Origin of the sequence: Asticcacaulis sp. MM231 (assembly GCF_964186625.1) — a bacterium.
Lineage (GTDB): Bacteria > Pseudomonadota > Alphaproteobacteria > Caulobacterales > Caulobacteraceae > Asticcacaulis.
On record NZ_OZ075108.1, the window covers coordinates 2223992 to 2240460 of the forward strand.

General features: G+C 58.8%; 18 protein-coding genes. 12 read left to right on the forward strand and 6 right to left on the reverse strand.

Going from position 1 to position 16469, the window contains the following annotated elements:
- Window positions 1–30: 30 nt before the first annotated feature.
- Genes ABQ278_RS10900 through ABQ278_RS10920 form a run of 5 tightly spaced genes read right to left on the reverse strand, consistent with a single transcriptional unit; the run spans window position 31 to window position 3071 of the window.
- A complete protein-coding gene (locus tag ABQ278_RS10900) occupies window positions 31–408 on the reverse strand; it encodes a hypothetical protein (RefSeq protein ID WP_349319613.1) in 378 nt (125 codons plus the stop codon).
- A gap of 3 nt (window positions 409–411) precedes the next feature.
- Entirely contained in the window at window positions 412–753 is a 342-nt protein-coding gene (locus tag ABQ278_RS10905; protein ID WP_349322149.1) for a pirin-like C-terminal cupin domain-containing protein, read from the reverse strand.
- Window positions 683–1303, reverse strand: coding sequence for a pirin family protein (locus tag ABQ278_RS10910; RefSeq protein ID WP_349319614.1), 621 nt, complete (start codon window positions 1301–1303; stop codon window positions 683–685). Before ABQ278_RS10910 ends, ABQ278_RS10905 begins: the two co-directional genes overlap by 71 nt.
- The gene (locus ABQ278_RS10915) at window positions 1300–2412 is read right to left on the reverse strand and encodes a glycosyltransferase family 4 protein (RefSeq protein ID WP_349319615.1); all 1113 of its coding nucleotides are present in this window, start codon (window positions 2410–2412) and stop codon (window positions 1300–1302) included. Before ABQ278_RS10915 ends, ABQ278_RS10910 begins: the two co-directional genes overlap by 4 nt.
- Window positions 2409–3071, reverse strand: coding sequence for a hypothetical protein (locus ABQ278_RS10920; protein ID WP_349319616.1), 663 nt, complete (start codon window positions 3069–3071; stop codon window positions 2409–2411). The genes ABQ278_RS10915 and ABQ278_RS10920 overlap by 4 nt, the downstream gene beginning before the upstream one ends.
- A gap of 103 nt (window positions 3072–3174) precedes the next feature.
- Here ABQ278_RS10920 and chrA point away from each other — a divergent pair, with 103 nt between their 5' ends.
- A complete protein-coding gene (gene chrA, locus ABQ278_RS10925; RefSeq protein WP_349319617.1) occupies window positions 3175–4509 on the forward strand; it encodes a chromate efflux transporter in 1335 nt (444 codons plus the stop codon).
- A gap of 177 nt (window positions 4510–4686) precedes the next feature.
- On the opposite strand, the gene ABQ278_RS10930 is transcribed toward chrA, so the two are convergent.
- Window positions 4687–6069: a cation:proton antiporter gene (locus tag ABQ278_RS10930; protein WP_349319618.1), complete on the reverse strand. Its 1383-nt coding sequence runs from the start codon at window positions 6067–6069 to the stop codon at window positions 4687–4689.
- A 263-nt stretch (window positions 6070–6332) separates the two neighbouring features.
- Between ABQ278_RS10930 and ABQ278_RS10935 the strand changes: the two genes are divergently transcribed.
- The 11 genes from ABQ278_RS10935 to ABQ278_RS10985 all read left to right on the forward strand — a co-directional run bounded on the left by ABQ278_RS10935 (window position 6333) and on the right by ABQ278_RS10985 (window position 16469).
- The gene (locus ABQ278_RS10935; protein WP_349319619.1) at window positions 6333–6596 is read left to right on the forward strand and encodes a type II toxin-antitoxin system Phd/YefM family antitoxin; all 264 of its coding nucleotides are present in this window, start codon (window positions 6333–6335) and stop codon (window positions 6594–6596) included.
- A complete protein-coding gene (locus ABQ278_RS10940) occupies window positions 6596–7108 on the forward strand; it encodes a type II toxin-antitoxin system VapC family toxin (RefSeq protein ID WP_349319620.1) in 513 nt (170 codons plus the stop codon). The genes ABQ278_RS10935 and ABQ278_RS10940 overlap by 1 nt, the downstream gene beginning before the upstream one ends.
- Before the next feature lie 177 nt (window positions 7109–7285).
- On the forward strand, window positions 7286–7669 hold the full coding sequence (locus ABQ278_RS10945; RefSeq protein ID WP_349319621.1) for an Rrf2 family transcriptional regulator: 384 nt from the start codon (window positions 7286–7288) through the stop codon (window positions 7667–7669).
- Window positions 7670–7720: 51 nt separating this feature from the next.
- Window positions 7721–7930 (forward strand): YezD family protein, encoded by a 210-nt coding sequence (locus tag ABQ278_RS10950; RefSeq protein WP_349319622.1) that lies wholly within the window; start codon window positions 7721–7723, stop codon window positions 7928–7930.
- Window positions 7931–8031: 101 nt separating this feature from the next.
- Window positions 8032–9429: a porin gene (locus ABQ278_RS10955; RefSeq protein ID WP_349319623.1), complete on the forward strand. Its 1398-nt coding sequence runs from the start codon at window positions 8032–8034 to the stop codon at window positions 9427–9429.
- 83 nt (window positions 9430–9512) lie between these two features.
- Window positions 9513–10547: a sulfate ABC transporter substrate-binding protein gene (locus ABQ278_RS10960; RefSeq protein ID WP_349319624.1), complete on the forward strand. Its 1035-nt coding sequence runs from the start codon at window positions 9513–9515 to the stop codon at window positions 10545–10547.
- A 114-nt stretch (window positions 10548–10661) separates the two neighbouring features.
- Window positions 10662–11681, forward strand: a complete 1020-nt coding sequence (locus ABQ278_RS10965) for a sulfate ABC transporter substrate-binding protein (RefSeq protein ID WP_349319625.1) — start codon at window positions 10662–10664, stop codon at window positions 11679–11681.
- Window positions 11682–11791: 110 nt separating this feature from the next.
- Window positions 11792–12688, forward strand: a complete 897-nt coding sequence (gene cysT / locus ABQ278_RS10970) for a sulfate ABC transporter permease subunit CysT (protein WP_349319626.1) — start codon at window positions 11792–11794, stop codon at window positions 12686–12688.
- Entirely contained in the window at window positions 12685–13530 is an 846-nt protein-coding gene (gene cysW, locus ABQ278_RS10975; protein WP_349319627.1) for a sulfate ABC transporter permease subunit CysW, read from the forward strand. Before cysT ends, cysW begins: the two co-directional genes overlap by 4 nt.
- Before the next feature lie 11 nt (window positions 13531–13541).
- On the forward strand, window positions 13542–14576 hold the full coding sequence (locus ABQ278_RS10980; protein ID WP_349319628.1) for a sulfate/molybdate ABC transporter ATP-binding protein: 1035 nt from the start codon (window positions 13542–13544) through the stop codon (window positions 14574–14576).
- Between the two features lie 270 nt (window positions 14577–14846).
- Window positions 14847–16469 (forward strand): inorganic phosphate transporter, encoded by a 1623-nt coding sequence (locus tag ABQ278_RS10985; RefSeq protein WP_349319629.1) that lies wholly within the window; start codon window positions 14847–14849, stop codon window positions 16467–16469.

Below are 16469 nucleotides of genomic sequence, written 5' to 3' on the forward strand. Positions count from 1 at the left end.
ACAGACGCTTAAACATTCAAAAAAGCGGATCTAATGAAACAGATGAAGCAGGAAGATCAGGATTCCCAGCGCCGCCGGCAGCCAGGCCAGCACGACCGACAGGACCGTGCCCCAAATCCACATGCGCCAGCGGTAAGGTCGGGTGAGATCGGTTTTGCCATTGCTCCATAAAATTTCAGTCAGCCAGCCGATCGTGTAGGCCAAATTCGCCAGCACAAGGAAGATACCGGCCATAAAGACAAGGCCCAGAGGCTCCACAGGCATATTTCTGAGTGAGGTCTGTGACACCAGGAAAGCACCCAGCCAGAGGGAGCCGGCCAGAAACGGCACCAGAATGAGGTTATAGGTCACCCGCCGGAATTCCCACCACCCGACAGAGTTGAGGTTTTTCATCGACAGTATCTGCATGACCTACTCCGGCAGCGGAATGAATTCCTGATCGTCGCCTGGCACCTTCGGGAAGGCTATGCCGTCCTGCGATTGCCAATCTGCCTTGGCCTGCTCGATACGCTCAGGGCGGGATGACACAAAATTCCAGTAGATATGGCGTTCGGTCAGAGGCTCACCACCGATGATGACGAAGTGCGCCTCGTCCAGCGCCTTAATCTGCACGCTGGCGCCGGGCGTCAGCACGGCCATTTCATATTGCTCCAGCCGATGCCCGTCGATTTCGAGCGCACCGTCACAGGCATAGATGGCGCGTTCTTCTGCGCTCAGCGGCGCGTCGATCGCGCTGCCAGCCTGCGCTTTTATCTCGACATAAAGAGTTCTGGGCGAAGGTCTTGACCGGCGAGGTCAGGCCGAAGGCATGCCCCATCATCACACGCACCGTTGCACCCTGACTCTCAGTCTGCGGGATTTCGTCGGCATCATAATGAAAGAAAGCCGCGTCCATTTCCTCATCGGCTTCGGGCAGGGCCAGCCACAGTTGCAGCCCGTCGAGATGGCGCGTTTTGGCGATGGCACTGTCTTCCTCGCGTTCAGAATGGGTAATACCCTTACCGGCCACCATCAGGTTGACATCGCCCGGCACAATAACCGAGCGGGTGCCCAGCGAATCTCGATGCAGGATATTGCCCTTGAACAGATAAGTGACGGTGGCAAGATTGATATGCGGATGCGGCCGAACATTGATGCCGATGCCGGGCGCGAAATCGGCCGGTCCCATATGATCAAAGAAAATCCATGGCCCCACCATACGGCGCCTGGCTACCGGCAGGACACGACGCACCTTGAAGCCACCGAGATCCTTTTCACGGGCTGGAATGATGAGGCTGATCGTATCGGGAAGGGTGTCGCTCATGTTTCATCTCCAGTTTTTGGGCCAGTGTTCAAAACGGTCTCAAATCGCGTGACCGCCGCATGCCATACAAATTCCGACCAGAAGCGCGTCTGCGCTTGAGCGCCCATACGCTGCCGCAAGGCCTCATCACTTAGCAGCCGGCGCAGGCCAGCCGTCAAGGTGGCGACATCCTCGCCATCGACAATCAGGCCGGTCTCGCCGTCGATCACAGCGTCCCCCACACCTCCGTCCTTGCCGGCGATCGACGGGACGCCATAGGCGGCCGCTTCGAGAAAGACGAGGCCAAAGCCCTCGACCGAGCCATGCTCGCGCCGGTTCGGCAACACGAACACGCGTGCCTGCCGGATCAGTTCGGCCTTGCGGGCATCGGAAACATAGCCGTGGAAATGCATACGCCCCGTTACGCCAAGCTGCTCCGCCAGAGCAATCAGCCGGTCCTTGTCCTCGCCCTTGCCAACAATATCAAGCACGACCTGCGGGTAATCCGCCTGCAGCTCAGCCAGCGCCCGGATAATCTGGTCGATGCCCTTGCGAGGCTCCAGCCTGGCGATACACAACAGACGCTCACCTTGTGGCGCCGCCGCAACGGCCTCCCTCGCCTCCCCCGGCGCCATGATGCCCGGCAGAACCACCTCCACCGGCACAGAACCGGCAAACGCATGCGCCAGTCCGGCAGTAAAGCGAGAATTGGCGGCGACCACATCAGCCTTGGCCAAACTGCGGCGCAAACGCCCCGCCTTGATGGCACTATGCGTCAGATACTCATTGCCGTGCGCGATACAAACAATGCGCACCCCCTTCAGCTTAGACCTGTCAAGGAGTTCGAGACTTTTCCAACTGTCCGCCACAATGACCGTAACATCGCCCTGGCGCACGCGTCGCGCAATCGTCGCAGCGACCCGCAACTGCCTGATAATTCGGATGCCGCCGTAACGATGAATGGTGTAGCTGCGCGTGGCGTCAAATGCCTTTGCCGCGGAACGGCTGGTTTTGCGGCAGAACACCTCAATGGCATGGCCGCGCGCCGCGAAGGCGTCTGCCAATCCGGTCAGGTATTGCTGTGTTCCGCCGACATCGGGCAGGAAGCTTTGCGTAACAACAAGAATCATCGCCGTGTTTTACTCCGGCGCGCGCCCTTGTGCCGCTTCTTTTTGGCTTTTTTCTTAGTGACCACAGGCTTTTCCACCGTGTCAGCGACCGGTGCCACGGTTGTGGGCACCCCAGTTCCCACCAGTTCGACCTGAGTCTCCAGTGACACCTTACGTTCAGACACCTCGTCATGCGCAATCGCCTTGATGGTATAGACGCCCGGTGCATCCTGCGGCTCGAATTGCAGCATCACCACCTTGGTGCGGTTATCGAAGACGCTGCGACCATCGCCAACCGGACCACGTACAGCGGCCAGCGCCTTATAATCGCTGTCGGCATAGATCCTGGCATCTGGCCCAATCACCTGCAGATCATAGATGACCTCGCCATTGCCGTTGGCATCGGCCGTCAGTCCGGTAAAGACGAGCTTGATGGCAAGCACGGCACCGACCTCAGCGCGGCTGACCCGGTTGAGTTGGCGATTGCCGCCGCCGGGCTTATCGAATTCGACCAGTTCCTGTTGGGGAATGACAATCAGCATGGCGGAGAAATCGCCGTCATGATCAGGGAAACCATGCTGCGGCGTGTATTGGGTCGTCGTCGCCGTACCGGCGCAAACCGAGCCAGCGGCAAAAGCCAGTCCCAGCGCGATCAATCCTGATATAGCCGCCTTACGCATCTCAAATCCCCATCCGTCATAACTATGTCACGCGTGGACAAGGCAGACAAGACGCCAGTTCCGCGTTAGTGAAGCAGGCATAAGGCTGTTTTGGGGTTAAGCGATGCAACAAAGGGAACCGGTTAAATTCGGTGACGCTTTTAAATTCTGGCTCAAGCTCGGCCTGATCAGTTTCGGCGGTCCGGCGGGCCAGATCTCCATCATGTATCAGGAACTGGTTGAAAAGCGCCGGTGGATTTCCGAGAAACGCTTCCTGCACGCACTCAACTACTGCATGGTCCTGCCCGGCCCCGAAGCGCAGCAACTGGCGACCTATATCGGCTGGCTGATGCACAGGACATGGGGCGGAATTGTCGCGGGCGTTCTGTTTCTCCTGCCATCGCTTTTCCTGCTCATAGCTCTGTCCTGGGCCTATATGGCATTTGGCCACGTCACCTGGGTGGCCGGGCTTTTTTACGGTATCAAACCGGCCGTGACAGCGATCGTTCTGCAAGCCACGCATCGCATCGGTTCACGGGCGCTCAAACACCCGCTTATGTGGGGACTGGCCCTGACGGCCTTTGTGGCACTGGCCGTCTTCAACCTCCCGTTTCCGCTGATTATCCTGACCGCCGCCGTGATCGGCGCGATCGGTGGGAGATTGGCTCCGCAGATTTTCAGATCAACGGGTGGGCACAAGGTCTCCGATGCCGCCGCCTTACCAGCCCTGATCGATGATGATACGCCCACGCCCGCACATGCGCGCTTTCGCTGGACACGGCTGGCCATGGTCGTGACCAGCGGCGCGGTTCTGTGGGCCGTGCCTGTGACCACCTGCGGCCTCGCGCTTGGCTGGAGCCATCCGCTCACCCTGATGAGTTTCTTCTTCACCAAGGCAGCCTTTCTGACGTTTGGTGGCGCCTACGCAGTGCTGCCCTATGTCTGGCAAGGCGCCGTCACCACCTATGGCTGGGTCACACCACCTCAGATGATGGATGGCCTGGCGCTCGGCGAAACGACACCCGGCCCCTTGATTATGGTTGTGACCTTTGTCGGCTTTGTCGGCGGCTTTCAAAGCGGCATGTTTGGCTCGGATCATGCCGTGCTGGCCGGCGTAACCACCGCCCTCACTGTCACCTGGTTCACCTTTCTACCGTCGTTCATCTTCATTCTGGCCGGCGGTCCGTTTGTCGAAAGCACGCATAACAACCTGACCTTCACCGCGCCCCTGACTGCTATCACCGCCGCTGTCGTTGGTGTCATCGCCAATCTGGCGCTGTTCTTCGGTTATCATGTCCTGTGGCCGCAAGGCTTTACCGGCGCGTTTGACGGGAAGGCGCTTGTCATCGCCACTGTGGCCGCCATTGCCCTTTTGCGGTTCAAGGCCAATGTCATTCACGTCATTGTGGCCTGCGCGCTGACAGGCCTTGTCATCAAGCTGTTCCTGCCGATGCTTTAGAGCAAAAAAAAGTCCCTGCTCCGGGTGGGAACAGGGACATGAGGGCGGGAGTTCAGGCGGGTACGCTTTACAGATTTAGAGCGTGTTCCGATCTGATTGCATCAGAACAGCGCTCTAATTTTTTGTTTTTACGCGCTTTTTGATCCGAAAAGTGCGTCACACTTTTCGGAAAGCGCTCTAGCTGGCGCTTTCCGGTACGGCGCCCAGTTCACCGCTTTCGCGCGCCTTTTTGCCGTAAACCATCTCGAAGACCGGCGACGCCATGACCGTGGTGACAATGGCCATCAGAACCAGCATGGCGAACAGCGGCAGGCCGATAATGCCTTTTTGCAGGCCGATATTGATGATGATCAGTTCCATCAGACCGCGGGAATTCATGAGAGCGCCGATGCCCAGGGCAGTGCGGTTATCCTCGCCGCTAAGGCGGGCCGCGCCCCAGCAAGCGCCAAACTTGGCAAGCACCGAAGCAATCAGGATAGCGCCGGCCACCAGCAGCATGGGCAGGGAGTTGACCATGTCCATGCGGGTATTGAGGCCGGAATAGGTGAAGAACATCGGCAGCAGGACAATGACCGCGAACGGCTCGACCTTCTTTTTCAACTCTTCACACAGCGTGCCGCGTGGCATGGCCGTGCCAAGGATAAAGCCACCGAAGATGGCGTGGATGCCAACGGCGTCCATGATGAATGCCGAAAGAAAAAAGCAGATCATAACGATCGCCAGGACCGTATGGCTCATCTCACCCTTGGCCTCGACCATTCGACCGAGCGGCGCCAGTAGCTTGCGACCGACAAACACGATGAACAAGGCGAACAGCAATCCGCCGCCGATAGCCAGAACCGCTACGCCGGGGCCGCCGCCAAACGTGGCCAGCACGATGGCCAGTACGCACCAAGACACGGCGTCATCGAAAGCGCCGGCGGTGAGCGAAAGTGTGCCCAGTGACGAATTGGCCAGACCGCGCTCATTGATAATGCGCGCCAGCATGGGAAAGGCGGTCAGGGCGATACAGGCGCCAAAGAATAGTGTGGCGTTGAACTGGGAGATGCCCGCTGCAAACAGACCCGGCACGGACATCAGCCAGGGCGTCAGAAGGACGGCGAGCAGGAAAGGCGCCGCAATGCCGGCCAGCGACACGAACATGGCGCTCTTGCCTTTTTCGGCGAAGTGGTCGGCTCGGAAGGTGGTGCCGACAAGGAACATGTAAAGACCGACGCCAAACTGCGCGCCGGTGTAGAGTACGCTTTTCATTTCCTTGGGGAAGATGGCGCCCTGGATGTCCGGCAGGAACAGGCCGAAGAGCGATGGCCCGAGAATCACGCCGGCGATCATTTCACCAACCACCTGCGGCTGACCCAGAAATTTCTGACCGAGCCATCCTACGACGCGGCAGGTCACAATGATGACGGCCAGTTGCAGGAAGAAGTGGATCGAAAAGTCGCCCGGCGCATAGGCCTTAGTAACGCCATCGGGGCCGAGCGCGCCATGCGGAGATAGTACATTGGCGATTTCATGCAGACCGCTTTGCAGCAGGTCCTGCGGAACAAAATCCAGAATCATGAGTGGTTTCCCCGGGAATACAAAAAGTGTGTGATCAGCGTTATGGTGGCTGTTGCCCTTAGTGATTACAGATTATTTTGATCCGTCAAACAAAAACGCTATTCGCAAACCCTTTATTTTATTGAATAATTCACTGTTGCGCATTCATCACATCGTAGCAACATATCTACATTTTACAGAAAGCATCTGTAGCAATGTAAATTCGTATTGCGGCTAATACTGGCCTGACCTATCTTCGAGGCAACGCTATAACAGGGACGGACATGACAACCATCAGCAGCCGCGACTTCAATCAGGATGTCGGCAAGGCCAAGCGCCTCGCGCGCCAGGAACCCGTCTTCATCACCGATCGCGGCCGCCCTTCGCACGTCCTGATGAGTTTCGAGGCGTTTCGCCAGATCAGCGGCCAGACAGAAAGCATTATCGATCTGCTGGCCATGCCCGACACTAGCGATCTGGAACTAGACACCACGCCCTCCGACTCAAGTTGGGACCGCACGGAAGCGCTAGATGAAGTAGGCGGCTGATGTACCTGCTCGATACCCCCGTCATCAGCGAACTGCGCAAGGCCAAAACCGGCCGCTGCGACCCCGGAGTGGTACGCTGGGCCTCCGGCGTGGCGCGGCAAAATCTCTATATGTCGGCCATCAGCCTACTGGAGCTTGAAAACAGTGTTGGCAAAGCCGAGCGCAAGGATAAGGTTCAGGCCGCCCCTCTGCGGGTCTGGCTCGATGAGCAAGTGATGAATGCTTTTGACGGACGCATTCTGCCGGTCGATTCGGCTGTGGTCAAAAAACGCGCCGCACTTTCCCCGACCGATCCGAAAAGCGAACGCGACGCGCTGGTGGCCGCCACGGCGCAGGTTCATGGCCTGGTGCTGGTGACGCGCCAGACGACCGCCTTCAAATCGGCGCGGGTTAAGGTCTTTAACCCTTGGGGCTATACCCCCGAAGATGAACTGAACGATGATAATGCCGACTGGCAACAGGTTGCCAAGACCGGCCCGCTCTGGCTAAAGAACCTATTCTTGCGTTTCTAACAGACATTCCAGTTTAGCCGGACTAATCAATCTGCATTAGAATTATGCGTTTTAAACACTATTGACGCGCTTTGGTTTAAAACATACTCATTGAGTGTAGATTTTAAACGGCGCTTGAAGGGAGAGGCAACCATGCTATCCATGAAAGCCAAATATGCGTTAAAGGCGCTTATTCACATGGCACAGACTGACCGTCCGATGCTGCCCAGTAAACAGATTGCCGAGGCAGCGGACATACCGCAGAAATTCCTCGACAACATCCTGCAGGAATTGCGGCAGAACGGAATCGTCGATTCCAAACGCGGCATTTTCGGCGGCTATTTCCTGGCGAAGGACGCCAGAAACATCATCCTTGGCGATATTATTCGCATCATTGATGGCCCGCTTGCCCCGATACGCTGCGCCAGCCTGACGGCCTATCAGAAGTGCGATGACTGCCGCGACGAAGCGGCTTGTCAGTTGCGCCACCTGATGCTCGATGTGCGCAACGCCATGTCGGGCGTGCTTGATCAGCGATGTTTGCAGGATCTGGTTACAGATCCCTCCCTCACCGCCGCTTAAAGCCAAACCGCCACCTCCCCAATTTCATAGTTTTTCAAAGATGAGGATCACATGAGTGTGTCATCTACAGCCCCCGTGCGCGCTGATTTCAAGGAGCGCGACCTCACCGAAATCGAGCGCCAGATCCTGACCAGTCTCCAGCAAATCCGTTTCGGCTCGCTGGAAATCGTTATCCACGACTCGCGCGTGGTTCAGATTGAACGCAGCGAAAAACTGCGCTTCGACGCCAAAGGCAAAGCCCTCAACGAGAGCCTTTCCTGATCAATCTAGTACCTTAGCCTAACCGCATAACAGCCTATAAAAAAAACATAATCTCGCCGACTGGACCACCGATCGGCACGCACCCACACGGAGCACCTCCCATGCGTTTCACCAAGACCTCTCTCAGCCTCGGCGCGCTTGCCGCTTCTTTGGCAGCCCCCCTCGCCTTCATCCCCGCCATCGCCTCAGCACAGGACGCCCAGACCACCGAAGCCGCGCCGCTCACCTATGAAGAGCGCATCGCTCGCCTCGAACAGGAACTCGACACCTTAAAGCGCCAGCGCGAACTCGATCAGGAACTGGCGACATCGGCCGCCGCCAAGACACCCGTCGCCGTGCTTGATAAAAAAGGCCTGAAGTTCACCTCGGCCGACGGCAAGTATGAATTCGGCATCAATGCCCAGGTCAATATTGACGCCCATAGCTGGGGCGACGATGGCGGCAGCTTACAGGATGAAGTCGTCGCCCGCCTGATACGCCCGACCTTCACCGGCAAGGCCGGCAACGCCTCCTTCCGTTTCACGCCGGAACTGGGCGGGTCGTCCTCCGCGTCCGCTTCGATTGTTGACGCCTATATTGAATACAAGTTCGTTGACGCACTGCAATTCCGCGCCGGTAAGTTCAAGTCGCCGCTCGGCCTTGAACGCCTGCAGGCCGATGCCGATGTCATCTGGACCGAGCGCGGTCACTCAACCAACCTCGTGCCGAACCGTGACGTCGGTTATCAGGCGTTCGGCACCTTCTTCGACGGCGCCCTGGAATACCAGGTCGGCCTATTCAATGGCGCTACAGATGGCGTCAACCTGAACAACGACCTCGATAACCACAAGGATGTCGCTTACCGCGTCTTCGGCAGCCCCTTCGCCAATTCCAGCATCGTCTGGCTGCAAGGCCTCAGCATCGGCTATGCCGGCTCGGACGGTCAGCACATCGGCAACACCACCAATACCCAACTTGGCAGCTATCGCACGCCTGGCCAGCAAGTGTTCTTCAAATATGGCACCGGCGTCTATTCCAACGGCAAGGAAACCCGTTCCAACCCACAGGCCTCCTTCTATCTCAACAACTTCGGCATCCTGGCCGACTATGTGACGGTCAAGCAGGACGTCAAACTCGGCACCAAGGCCGCACAGCTTGAAAACAAAGCGCTCGACGTTTCAACCTCTTGGGTCATCACCGGTGAGAACGTCGGCTTCAAGGGTGGCGTCAAGCCGGCCAACGACTTCAACTGGAAGAAGGGCACCTGGGGCGCCGTCGAACTGACCGCCCGTTACGGCTACACCGAAATCGACAAGGACGCCTTCACCCTCGGCTTCGCATCGTTGACCTCTTCGGCTCAAAAAGCGACCTCCACCGGCTTCGGCGTCGGCTGGTACTGGAGCGAAAACCTGAAGCTGATCGCCGACTGGGATCAGACCGAATTCGAAGGCGGTGCTGTTGCCGGGGCGGATCGTCGCAAGGAGAACTTCGCCTCCGGCCGCATTCAGTTCCGCTACTAAGCTTATTGATCGCTTTTTTATTCGTCATACGGCAAGATGACCGGACTGGAGTTCGGTCAGCGCCTGAAACAAGGAACAGACACATGTCTTCCAATAAAGTTCAACGCAGAAGCTTTCTTACCGGCCTGATCGGCGGCGTCAGCCTGGCCGCCACCGGTGCGCTCTCCGTGGGTACGTCCGCCGTCGCCAAGACCCGCGAACTGCTCAACGTCTCCTACGACCCCACCCGCGAGTTCTACACCGTCTATAACGCTGCTTTCAGCAAGTACTGGAAGGCCAAGACCGGCGAAGACATCACTATCCGCCAGAGCCATGGTGGTTCCGGTGCCCAGGCACGCTCGGTCATCGATGGCGTTCCCGCCGATGTGGTGACCCTGGCGCTCGCTGCCGACATTGACTCGATCTCGCAAAAGGCTGGCATCCTGCCGGCCAACTGGCAGACCCGCTTCCCGAAAAACTCGACGCCCTATGCCTCGACCATCGTCTTCCTCGTGCGCAAAGGCAACCCGAAGAAGATCAAGGATTGGGACGATCTGATCCGTCTCGACGTTTCGGTTATCACACCGAATCCGAAAACCTCGGGCGGCGCGCGCTGGAACTATCTCGCCGCCTACGCCTACGCCAAAAAACGCTGGGGCACGGACGCTCTCGCCAAGGAATTCCTCGGCAACCTGTTCAAGCGCGTGCCGGTGCTCGATACCGGCGCCCGCGGCTCGACCGTCACTTTCGTCGAACGCGGCGTGGGCGATGTGCTGATCGCCTGGGAAAATGAGGCCTATCTAGCCGTCAATCAACTGGGCAAGGGCAAGTTCGACATCGTTTATCCGTCGATCTCGATCCTGGCTGAACCGCCGGTCGCCGTGGTTGACAAGAACGCCGCCAAGAAGGGCAATCTGGCTGCTGCCAAGGAATACCTGACCTATCTCTACAGCGATGAAGCACAAGAGATCATCGCAAAGAACTATTATCGTCCAAGCAATCCGGCGATCCTGGCCAAGTATGCCAGCACTTTCCCAAGTCTGCCGCTGGTCACCATCAATGATTTCGGCGGCTGGAAGAAGGTCCAGAAGGAACAGTTCGACTACGGCGGCATCTTCGATCAGATAACGAAGAAGTAAGCCATTGATGACCGCTGCCGGCGCCTAACGGTAGCGGTCATTGCCTTCCTTATCCAGCCCGGCCGGCGGCGAGGCAAAATCTTGCGCGCCGTTCCGGCCTTCCGGAATCTTCCCATGCAAAGACGCTCTTTTCTGACCACGGCTGTGGCCGGTGTGGCGCTGCTCGCCACCGGCGCCACGCGCGACGCACTGGCCGCGCCCAAACCGATCCAGCTTCTCAATGTATCCTACGATCCGACCCGCGAACTCTACACCGCCTACAACGCCGCCTTCAGCAAATACTGGAAGGCTAAAACCGGTCAGGACGTCACCGTCCGTCAGAGCCATGGCGGCTCCGGCGCTCAGGCCCGTTCTGTGATCGAAGGCAGCCCGGCCGATGTCGTTACCCTGGCGCTGTCGGACGATATAGACCAGATCGCAGCCAAGGCCGGGCTTTTGCCAGCCAACTGGCAGAGCCGCCTGCCGCTCAATTCTTCGCCCTATACCTCGACCATTGTTCTGCTGGTTCGCAAGGGCAATCCGAAGAATATCCGTGACTGGGGTGATCTCGCCCGTCCCGGCGTTGGCGTCATTACGCCTAACCCAAAGACCGGCGGCGGTGCGCGTTGGAACTATCTCGCCGCCTATGCCTGGGCGCTGAAGGCCTACAACAAGGACGAGGCCAAGGCGCGGGACTTCGTCAAGAAGGTTTATGACAACGTCAAGGTGCTGGATACCGGCGCTCGCGGTTCGACAACGACCTTCGTCGAACGCGGTATAGGTGATGTGCTGATCGCTTGGGAAAACGAAGCCCTGCTCACCCAGGCCAAGCTCGGCAAGGGCAAGTTCGAGATCATAGTGCCGTCCATATCCATCCTGGCCGAACCCTCGGTCGCGGTGGTCGACAAGAACGCCAACAAGCATGGCGCCCTTGCGGTTTCGCGCGAGTACCTCAACTATCTCTATAGCGCCGAAGGCCAGAACATCATTGGCAAGAACTTCTATCGGCCGAGTGATCCGACGGCGGCCGCCAAATATGCCAGCCAGTTCGCGAAAATCAACCTCGTCACCATCCGCGACTTCGGCGGGTGGAAAAAAGTCCAGTCCGTCCACTTCGCTTATGGCGGCATATTCGATCAGATAACAAAGCGATAACAAAAAGGCAGGTCACAGGTCACGAGACCGCGACTTGCCATAACCGCACCGTCTGCGCATAAAAAAGCTGACGGTCAGTTGCGTATCCACCCAAACACAAAGGCAACCCGATGACGGGACAACCCGACACCGCCGTACCTGATCCGACCATACCGGACCATTTCAAGGCGCCCCATCCGGCCACAGGCACCACCCGCGTCCTGCCCGGCTTCAAGATCACGCTTGGCGTCACGATCTTTTTCCTCAGCACCATTGTCATTATCCCGCTGGCGGCATTGATTGCCCGTCCGTGGGAACATGGCCTGGCAGGCTTCCTGTTCGTCCTGACCGACGAGCGCGTCATCCACGCCCTAGCCTTGAGCTTCTTCACTGCACTGGCCGCCGCCGTCGTCAATGTCTTTGCCGGCCTTGCCGTCGCCTGGGCCCTGACACGCTACAGTTTTCCCGGCCGACGCCTGCTTGACGCCCTGATCGACCTGCCCTTCGCCCTGCCCACCGCCGTCGCCGGCATCGCCCTGTCGAGCCTTTACGCCGCCAACGGCTGGGTCGGCAGCCTGCTGGAGCCGCACGGCATCAAGATCGCCTATACACCTATCGGCATCTTCCTGGCTCTCACCTTTATCGGTCTTCCGTTTGTGGTTCGCAGCGTCCAGCCGGTGCTGGCCGAATTTGAGGCCGAGGTCGAGGAAGCCGCTGAAACCCTGGGCGCCAACGTGGTCCAGACCGCTTTTCGCGTCATCCTGCCCGCCCTCATGCCCTCGCTCGTCACCGGCTTCTCGCTGGCCCTTGCGCGCGGCGTCGGCGAATATGGCAGCGTCATCTTCATCGCTGGCAATATGCCCTATGTCTCCGAAATCGCCCCCCTGCTGATCGTCATCAAGCTGCAGGAATATGACTATGCCGGCGCCGCCTCGGTCGGTGTCATTATGTTGGGCATCTCGCTGCTTATCCTGCTGGCGCTCAACATCGTCCAGCGCATGTTCGCAAATCTCGGGAGCGCCAAATGACCGCCAAAGCCGCCAGAGCGCCCAAAACCCTCGGGGCCTATGCCCTGCTCGCCTTCGCCCTTCTGTGGCTGGGCGTCATCGTCCTGCTGCCATTGATCAATGTGCTGGTCACCGCCTTCTCGCAAGGCCTGCCGCCCTATCTGGCCGCGCTCCATACCCAGGACGCCAAGGCCGCCATCCTCTTGACCCTGCTGGTCGCCGCCATCGCCGTGCCGCTTAACGCCATCTTCGGAATCTGTGCCGCCTGGTGCATCACGCGCTTCGAGTTCAAGGGCAAGAGTTTGCTGCTCTCGATCCTCGACCTGCCCTTCTCCATCTCGCCGGTCATTTCCGGTCTGGTGTGGATTCTGCTCTTCGGCGCACAAGGCTGGTTCGGCTTCCTGCTGCGCGATCATGATATCAAGATCGTGTTCGCCCTGCCGGGTCTGGTGCTGGCCACGGTGCTCGTCACCCTACCCTTCATCGCCCGCGAACTGATCCCGCTGATGGAAGACCAGGGCACTGACGAAGAGGTCGCGGCCCGCACGCTCGGCGCCCGCGGCTGGGATATTTTCTTCCGCGTCACCCTGCCCAATATCAAGTGGGCCCTGCTCTACGGGGTGCTGTTGTGTACGGCGCGCGCCATGGGCGAATTCGGCGCCGTGTCGGTCGTTTCCGGCCACATCCGCGGCCTGACCGACACCCTGCCGCTCTATATCGAGATCACCTATAACCAGTACGACACCATCGGCGCTTTCGCCGCGGCCTCTATCCTCGCTGGTCTCGCCATCGTCACGCTCGTGCTCAAATCCCTTCTGGAATGGCGTTTCGCGGGTGAACTCGCCGCCAGCCGTCGACACTAGGAAACAATTTCATGTCGCTCATTATCAAGAACGTCAACAAGACCTTCACCAACTTCCCGGCGCTCAAGGATGTGACCTTCGAGGCCAGATCCGGAGAGTTCATCGCCCTGCTCGGTCCATCGGGTTCCGGCAAGACCACGCTTTTGCGCCTGCTGGCCGGGCTCGATACGCCCAATGCCGGCGAGATCAGCTTTGAAGGCGAGAATTACCTCAAGCTCAATCCGCGCGATCGCCGCGTCGGTATGGTGTTCCAGTCCTACGCCCTGTTCCGTCACATGACCGTGGCACAGAACATCGCTTTTGGCCTCAATGTCCGTCCCGCAAAGGAACGCCCGTCGAAGGCCGAGATAAAATCAACCGTTGAACGTCTGCTCAAGTTGATCCAGATGGAAGACCTCGGCAAGCGCTATCCGTCGCAGCTTTCCGGCGGCCAGCGTCAGCGCGTCGCGCTCGCCCGTGCGCTCGCCATCAATCCGCGCATCCTGCTGCTTGATGAGCCCTTCGGCGCCCTCGACGCCCTTGTGCGCAAGGATCTGCGCCGCTGGCTGAAACGTATCCATCATGAAACCGGGGTCACCACCATCTTCGTGACGCACGATCAGGAAGAAGCACTCGATCTCGCCGATCGTGTCGTCGTGCTCAAGGCAGGTAAGGTCGAACAGATCGGCACGCCACTTGAAATCCACAGTCAGCCATCCTCGGCCTTTGTGTTTGACTTCCTCGGCTCGGCCAACAAGGCCAATGGCCGCATCAAGGACGGCGTCGCCCATTTCGACGGCTTCAGCGCACCTGTGACGGGCGCGGCTAATGATGGGGACTACACGCTGCGTTTTCGTCCTTACGAGGCGCACCTTTCACGCACGGGCACCGGCATTCCGGTGACGGTGACGGCCGTCTTACCGGCGGGCAGCAATCTGCGTCTGGAGCTGAAAGGGACCGATGGCGCCCTGTTCGAGACCCAGCACCCCCACGGCAGCGAAGCACAAGACTTTTCCGTCGGCGAGACGCTTCGCCTAAAGCCGGAGCGGGTCTACGCTTACGCCTAATGACCCATCTGCATTTTTCAGGCCGGGCTCAATCCCGGCCTGTTTTGTCCGTGTTCGGCGCAAATGCGCAGAAAAAACCCTCTACATTGTGCGGGATAGCGGAGATAGCGATCCAAAATTCTTAGAAATTCTTTGTTTTCAAGGTGCTAGTTTTTTGGATCGTCACAAAAGTGTCACAAAAATCGTTCGAACTCTTGACCACTCTCCTGTCAAAGAGCGCCAGCAAGGTTTCCGATAGCGACAGCTTACGGGTACAAACTGGAGTCCTTCATGTTCGATGCGTCCTTTGAATCCAACCCGATTGACTCGGTGACACCGCCGCCCGTTCCGCCCAAAAAGCTGCGTTTGTCCCCCAACCTCTTCTTTTTAGTGCCGATCCTGTTGGGTCTGATCTATATCGGTTATAGCGTCCATAAGGATGCCGCCGCCATCGGCGAGCCTTTGGCCATGGGCGCTTTTCTCTTCCTGGGTCTGGCGCTAGTGATCGCCTTCGGTTTCGAGTTCGTCAACGGCTTCCACGATACCGCCAACGCTGTCGCCACTGTCATCTATACCCACTCCATGCCGCCGCTTTTCGCCGTCATCTGGTCGGGCGTCTTTAACTTCCTCGGCGTCCTGGCCTCGACCGGCGCGGTCGCCTACGGCATCGTGCTGCTGCTGCCCGTCGAACTAATCCTCCAGGTCGGCACCGGCGCCGGCTACGCCATGATCTTCGCCCTGCTGATCTCGGCCATCATCTGGAACCTTGGCACCTGGATGCTCGGCATCCCCAACTCGTCGTCGCACGCCCTGATCGGCTCGATCATGGGGGTTGGCCTCGCCAACCAGCTCATGACCTCAGCGGTCAACGCCACCTCGGGCATAGATTGGGCGCAGGCGGCCAAGGTCGGCAAGGCGTTGATCTTCTCGCCACTGATCGGCTTTATCGCCGCCGCTCTCCTTTTGCTGGCCATGAAGACACTGATCCGCAATCCGAAGCTTTACGAAGCGCCGAAAGATCAGGCGCCGCCGCCGTTCTGGATTCGCACCACCCTGATCGCCGCCTGCACAGGCGTATCGTTCGCGCACGGCGGCAATGACGGCCAGAAGGGCATGGGCCTCATCATGATCATCCTGATTGGCGTCGCGCCGGCGACCTATGCCCTCAACCGCGCCCTGCCCGACACCGCCCAACCGGCCTATGTCGCTTCCCTCGATGCCAGTGAGCAGGCCTTCGTCGTTCACGCCCACGGCGCTTCCGTTCCCACGCTCGATATCGCCCGCAGCGCCGTCAATGCCGCCGTCCGTAACCGCCGCATCGATACGCCCGATATCTACGGCGCACTGGCCATGATGACTGGCAACATAGAGACCCAGATAAAGGTACACGGCGCGTTGAGCAAGGTTCCTTCCGCCGACATGCCGCAACTTCGCAACGACATGTATCTGGTCAATGGCGCGGTCAGCATTCTCAAAGCGGATAAAAATGCGAAAGCCAAGCCCGACACCAAAGCCTTAAGCGGCTTGCAAACCACGCTGAACGACATGACACGCTACGTCCCCACCTGGGTCAAGATCGCCACGGCTCTGGCGCTCGGCCTTGGCACCATGGTCGGCTGGAAGCGTATCGTCGTCACGGTCGGTGAAAAGATTGGCAAATCGCACATGACCTATGGTCAGGGCGCCGCTGCGGGTCTTGTGGCGGCCGTCACCATCTACGCCGCCGAACGTCTCGGTCTGCCGGTTTCGACCACGCATATCCTCTCCGGTGGCGTGGCCGGCACCATGACCGCCAATCGCTCAGGCCTGCAATGGTCGACCATACGCGGCATAGCCATGGCCTGGGTGCTTACCCTGCCCGCAACCATCGTGCTGTCAGGCCTGCTCTACTTCATCCTGCGTCAGGTTTTATAA

What these genes read in the sequence shown, in the direction of transcription:
- ABQ278_RS10900 (WP_349319613.1), bottom strand. Translation starts at nt 408, where the DNA reads ATGCAGATACTGTCGATGAAAAACCTCAACTCTGTCGGGTGGTGGGAA.
- ABQ278_RS10910 (WP_349319614.1), bottom strand. Translation starts at nt 1,303, where the DNA reads ATGAGCGACACCCTTCCCGATACGATCAGCCTCATCATTCCAGCCCGT.
- ABQ278_RS10915 (WP_349319615.1), bottom strand. Translation starts at nt 2,412, where the DNA reads ATGATTCTTGTTGTTACGCAAAGCTTCCTGCCCGATGTCGGCGGAACA.
- ABQ278_RS10920 (WP_349319616.1), bottom strand. Translation starts at nt 3,071, where the DNA reads ATGCGTAAGGCGGCTATATCAGGATTGATCGCGCTGGGACTGGCTTTT.
- chrA (WP_349319617.1), top strand. Translation starts at nt 3,175, where the DNA reads ATGCAACAAAGGGAACCGGTTAAATTCGGTGACGCTTTTAAATTCTGG.
- ABQ278_RS10930 (WP_349319618.1), bottom strand. Translation starts at nt 6,069, where the DNA reads ATGATTCTGGATTTTGTTCCGCAGGACCTGCTGCAAAGCGGTCTGCAT.
- ABQ278_RS10935 (WP_349319619.1), top strand. Translation starts at nt 6,333, where the DNA reads ATGACAACCATCAGCAGCCGCGACTTCAATCAGGATGTCGGCAAGGCC.
- ABQ278_RS10940 (WP_349319620.1), top strand. Translation starts at nt 6,596, where the DNA reads ATGTACCTGCTCGATACCCCCGTCATCAGCGAACTGCGCAAGGCCAAA.
- ABQ278_RS10945 (WP_349319621.1), top strand. Translation starts at nt 7,286, where the DNA reads ATGGCACAGACTGACCGTCCGATGCTGCCCAGTAAACAGATTGCCGAG.
- ABQ278_RS10950 (WP_349319622.1), top strand. Translation starts at nt 7,721, where the DNA reads ATGAGTGTGTCATCTACAGCCCCCGTGCGCGCTGATTTCAAGGAGCGC.
- ABQ278_RS10955 (WP_349319623.1), top strand. Translation starts at nt 8,032, where the DNA reads ATGCGTTTCACCAAGACCTCTCTCAGCCTCGGCGCGCTTGCCGCTTCT.
- ABQ278_RS10960 (WP_349319624.1), top strand. Translation starts at nt 9,513, where the DNA reads ATGTCTTCCAATAAAGTTCAACGCAGAAGCTTTCTTACCGGCCTGATC.
- ABQ278_RS10965 (WP_349319625.1), top strand. Translation starts at nt 10,662, where the DNA reads ATGCAAAGACGCTCTTTTCTGACCACGGCTGTGGCCGGTGTGGCGCTG.
- cysT (WP_349319626.1), top strand. Translation starts at nt 11,792, where the DNA reads ATGACGGGACAACCCGACACCGCCGTACCTGATCCGACCATACCGGAC.
- cysW (WP_349319627.1), top strand. Translation starts at nt 12,685, where the DNA reads ATGACCGCCAAAGCCGCCAGAGCGCCCAAAACCCTCGGGGCCTATGCC.
- ABQ278_RS10980 (WP_349319628.1), top strand. Translation starts at nt 13,542, where the DNA reads ATGTCGCTCATTATCAAGAACGTCAACAAGACCTTCACCAACTTCCCG.
- ABQ278_RS10985 (WP_349319629.1), top strand. Translation starts at nt 14,847, where the DNA reads ATGTTCGATGCGTCCTTTGAATCCAACCCGATTGACTCGGTGACACCG.